The sequence below is a fragment of the Aquicoccus sp. genome, assembly GCF_041686535.1.
GTDB lineage: Bacteria > Pseudomonadota > Alphaproteobacteria > Rhodobacterales > Rhodobacteraceae > Aquicoccus.
Genome location: NZ_JAWLDS010000153.1, coordinates 1 through 4,498, shown reverse-complemented (window position 1 = coordinate 4,498; position 4,498 = coordinate 1). Strand labels below are relative to the sequence as shown.

Annotated in this window: 2 protein-coding genes and 1 pseudogene; all 3 read right to left on the bottom strand. The window is 63.8% G+C overall.

The window, feature by feature from the left end:
• Window positions 1-460 precede the first annotated feature (460 nt).
• Window positions 461-1,801, bottom strand: a complete 1,341-nt coding sequence (locus ACESL9_RS17095; RefSeq protein WP_372675307.1) for an HlyD family type I secretion periplasmic adaptor subunit — start codon at window positions 1,799-1,801, stop codon at window positions 461-463.
• Complete coding sequence (locus ACESL9_RS17090) at window positions 1,794-3,689, bottom strand: type I secretion system permease/ATPase (RefSeq protein ID WP_372675308.1); 1,896 nt, start codon at window positions 3,687-3,689, stop codon at window positions 1,794-1,796. The genes ACESL9_RS17095 and ACESL9_RS17090 overlap by 8 nt, the downstream gene beginning before the upstream one ends.
• Window positions 3,690-4,014: 325 nt before the next feature.
• Window positions 4,015-4,498, bottom strand: a pseudogene (locus ACESL9_RS17085) (type I secretion protein ATPase); the annotation flags it as partial.

Below are 4,498 nucleotides of genomic sequence, written 5' to 3'. Positions count from 1 at the left end.
TACGGGTGCGCGATTGGGTGATATCGGCCATGCTATTCAGGCTTACGCTGAATACAGAAACTTTCGGCCCTTTCCGGACTTTGGCACCAAACTGAATCGCTGCGGTGCGGCTTCGCCAGATCGGTCATTCGTGCATAGAGCAGCATTTTCGAAACGGGCAGGTCGGCAGTGCGGACGAACCAGAAATGCTTGTAATCCTATGGCTATAGCCAGCTGTAGCGATGTGAACTTCGTGACTTGAGCGCCGCTTTGACGCCATTGCGTTCTTCTTGCGACGCCGCCGTCTCTGACATGTGGCATATCCTTTCCTCGGCAGAGAATCGACGGCGCGTGAACACCGCTATGACATGTCGCCCTTCAGGGCATCACGAACTTTCGCACATTTCTCCACATTCCGATATCGCACGGCAGTTTAGCGCCTTCTCTGTCCTCTCTTCGAGGGGCGCGGCGGTCGCGGGATCTATTGCTCGCGGAACGCGCGTGCCATGCTGTCGGCGATGGGTTTTATGATATATTGCGCGAAGGTACGTGCGGTGGTCTGGATCATGATTTCGGCGGGCATGCCGGGGGTCGGCGAGAAGGCGTGCACGCGTTGCAATTCTTCCTGCGGCACCGTGACATGGGCGAGATAGACATCCCGCGCCCGTTCGTTGGTGGTGCTGGACACCGTGTCTGCAGAGACGTAATCGACAACCCCGTTGAGAACCGGCGTGGTGCGCTGGTTCAGGGCGGCCAGCCGGACCGTTGCGGCCTGGCCGACGGCGACCTGGTCGATCTCGGTGCGCGGGATCAGGAGCTCTATGATCAGCGGGGCATCGGCGGGCAGGATTTCGGCAATGGCCCGCCCGGTCTCGATGACGCCGCCGGTCGTGTGATAATGCATCCGCACGATGGTGCCGCTGACCGGGGCGATCACATCCGTCCGGCCGAGGATGTTGGCGGCCTTGCGGGCCTGTTCGCGGATGCTTTCCAGCTCGCTCTGGATCGTTTCCAGCTGGCCCAGGGCCACGCGGCTGTACTCATCCTGCGTCTTGATGATCTGGGTTTCGAACTTGTTGCGCATCTCGGCAATCTCGCCGAGCTCGGCTTCGAGACGTCCGATCTGCCCCTCGCTCTCCAGCACCGCGCGCTGCAGGGCCAGCACCTCGGTGCGGCGTATGAGCCCTTCCTCGAGCAGGCTTTCCTTGTCTTCGTGTTCTTCGGTCAGAAGCGCCGCTTGGCGTTTCAGGGCGTCGAGCTGCGTGCGGTATCCCCCGGCCCGCATGTCCAGCGCATCAATGTTGCGCATCACCAGCGAAATGTCGCTGCGCGCGCCGGATCGCGCCACGTCGAAGGCAACCCGCTGCCCGTCGAGGATCACCGAGATCTCCGGGTCGGATCGCCGGGCCTGGAGATGCGCCGGGAAGTCCAGCGTGTCGAGGCGACGGTGCTCGGCGAGCAGCCGCGCCTGCGTCGCTTCGAGCCGGACGCGCCGCAGGTCAAGCTCGCGGCTCGTCGCCTCGGCCAGTGTCTGGTCGAGCCGCAGCAGCATGTCGCCGCGCTCGACCCGGTTGCCTTCCTTGACGAGGATCTCCGCGATGATACCCCCTTCGAGGTGCTGAACGATCTTGTTCTGCCCCGTGGCCACGAAGCTGCCCTGGGCGATTACTGCCGCCGTCAGAGGTGCGGTGAACGCCCACAGCCCGAAGCCGCCGAACGCGAACGCGAGAAGCGTCAGCCCGAAGATCGCCTGACGCTTGATGGAGCGCGGCACGTCCCGGTACCAAGTGTCGTCGCGGATCTGGATCGGCAGGTCAACCATTCTTCGGCCCCTCTTTGCTGGTGTCGATCCGGCCCGTGCCGGCGGACTTCTGGTTGAGCTGTGCCATGACCTTGTCGCGCTGGCCAAACAGCGCGACCGATCCATTGGCGAGCAGCATGATCTTGTCGACCACGTTCAGCAGCGTGGGTTTCTGGGTGATCACGACCACGGTGATCTTGTGCTCGCGCGCGTGTTCTATGGCCCGCGCCAGCGCCTTGTCGCCCGCCGTGTCGAGGTTTGAGTTCGGCTCATCCAGCACCACGAGGCGGGGATTTCCGAAGAACGCCCGTGCCAGTGCGATGCGTTGTTTCTGGCCGCCCGACAGCGGCGCGCCATCGGCGGCGACCATCGTCTCGTAGCCCTGCGGCAGCGAAGCGATCATCTCGTGCACGTCCGCGAGAACGGCGGCGTGGTGGATTTCCTCATCGGTCGCGCTGTCCCGCATCCGGCCGATATTCTGCTTGATGGTGCCGGGAAACAGCTGCACGTCCTGCGGCAGGTATCCGAGGTTCTCGCCCAGTTGCCGCGGATCCCAGTTGCGCAGATCCATCAGGTCGAGCCGGACATTGCCTGAAGTCGGCAGTATCGATCCTACCAGCATTTTGCCCAGGGTCGTCTTGCCGGCCCCCGAATTGCCGATCACCGCAAGCGTATCGCCGGGGTTCAACGAGAAGCTAATGCCGTTGAGCACGACCTGCTTGGTGCCGCCGGGAACGTAGAGCAGACGCTCGACATCCAGCCGGCCCTGCGGGCGCGGCAGCCAGAGCCGCTCGAACTGCAGGCGCGAATTCGTCAGCAGACCCGCCACGCGACCATAGGCGGCGCGCGAAATGACAAAGGAATTCCAGCCCTCGATCGAGCCCTCTATGGGCGCCAGCGCACGGCCCGCGATGATCGAGCCGGCGATCACCATGCCGCCGGTGATCTGGCCGTCGATGGCAAGATACGCGCCCCATCCCAGCATTGCCACCTGCGTGAGCATCCGCGCGGCGCGCGAAACGGCGGCGCTGATGATGTTGCGATCCTGCGCCCGCACCTGAGATGTCAACGAGGCCGCCGTGTCGCGCCCCCAGATCGTCACCGCCTCAGGGATCATCGCCATGGCGTTGATGACCTGGCTGTTGCGCGACATCGAGTCGAGATGCATGTTGGCCTTGGCTTGGGCGAAGTTCGCCTCACCGAACGGCTTTTCCGTGATCCGCTGGTTGACCAGCGCGATGACCAGCAGGATCAGGGCCGCGACCACCACGATCATCCCGAGATGCGGGTGGATCATGAAGATCACGAAGATGAAGAGCGGCGCGAAGGGAACGTCGAGAAACGAGATCAGCGTGCCCGAGACAAGAAAGGATCGAAGCTGCTGCAGGTCGCCCAGGGTTTGGTATTCGCGCCCAGAGCCATGCAGCGACGCATGCGCCGCGGCACTCAGCACCGGGGCGCCGAGCCTCACCGCCACCTCGACCGAGCTGCGCATCAGCATGAACCGCCGTACCGCGTCGAAAACGGATTGCAGCATCACGGCGCCGGCGATGATCACCGTCAGCATGATCAATGTGTCGAGCGAGCGGCTGGTCAGCACGCGGTCGGAGATCTGGAAAAGGTAGATCGGGATGGCCAGGATCAGCACGTTGGTCGCAAGCGTCAGCAGCATCACGAAGGACAGGTTGTATCGGATCGCGCGCTGGCCAAGGCGCAGGTTCTCCTGGAAGTTCTCAGGGCCAATCCGCTTGTGAAATCCGCCACCGCCGCCATCGCCACCGCCGCCATCGCCGCCGCCGTGATCGCCACCGCCGCCACCGGTGGGCGCGGCCCGGCGGCGCGGCATGCCCGCGCCGGCCTTGCCCTCGATCGGGACGGAAACCAGCGAGGCCGCGGAATCGTCGCGCATCCGCTCTTGCGCCTTGGTCTCGGGCTCGGTCTGCGCGGGCCGCGGCGACACCTTAATGTCCTTCCGGCCGGGTCTCACCTGCATTTCCGGCGTCAACGTCAGCACGCCGGCTGCCTCGGCGCGCGCGGTGCGCTCGGGCGTCACCCGCAGCTCCGGTGTCAGGACCAGCGGGCCCGGTCGGGCGTCGCCGGGCGCGGCGGGTTGCGCTGCCGCGGGGGCCTCGGATGGTCGCGGCTGCGGATCGGGCGAATCCAGTCTGGATGTCGCAAAGAAAAACTGATCGTCATAATGGTCTTTCAATGTCTTCCCCCGATCCTAAGGCAACTCATGCAAGCATTGTCTGAAATACGTCCTGGGTGCTGAAATCGTCCTGCGCGGGTGAGCTTGCCTTGGGTGTGTGCTCGGCCGCGTTCTGGATCATGTCCTCGGCCAGAAATGCGACCGCCTCGTTGGCGAGGGCCGAGATGCCCACCCCGGTCGGTGCAGCGTCGGGATCTATCAGTTCGGCCTGATAGATTAGCGCGTCGCTATAGGCCTCACCCCCAGCCATGACCGTGCTGTCGAGACCGATATCCTTGATCCTCGCAGCGTTGAGCTGCGCGTTGGAGCCGGTGTTGAAAGTGACGGGCGCGCCGGTCATCATCACGAAATCGTCAAGCGCGAGCTGGATCTGATCGGAATCCCCGAGGTAATTGTATTGCTCGATCACATTCATCTCGATCAGGTTCTTCTCGACATGAAGCGCCCTGATCGCGGCCTTGCCCTCGAACAGCGCATCCTCGAGCAGATCCCTTGACAGGGCGCTCTTG

Bases quoted from the DNA above. Each gene is read 5' to 3' on its own strand.
- ACESL9_RS17090 (WP_372675308.1), bottom strand. From the start codon at position 3,689: ATGCGCGACGATTCCGCGGCCTCGCTGGTTTCCGTCCCGATCGAGGGC.
- ACESL9_RS17095 (WP_372675307.1), bottom strand. From the start codon at position 1,801: ATGGTTGACCTGCCGATCCAGATCCGCGACGACACTTGGTACCGGGAC.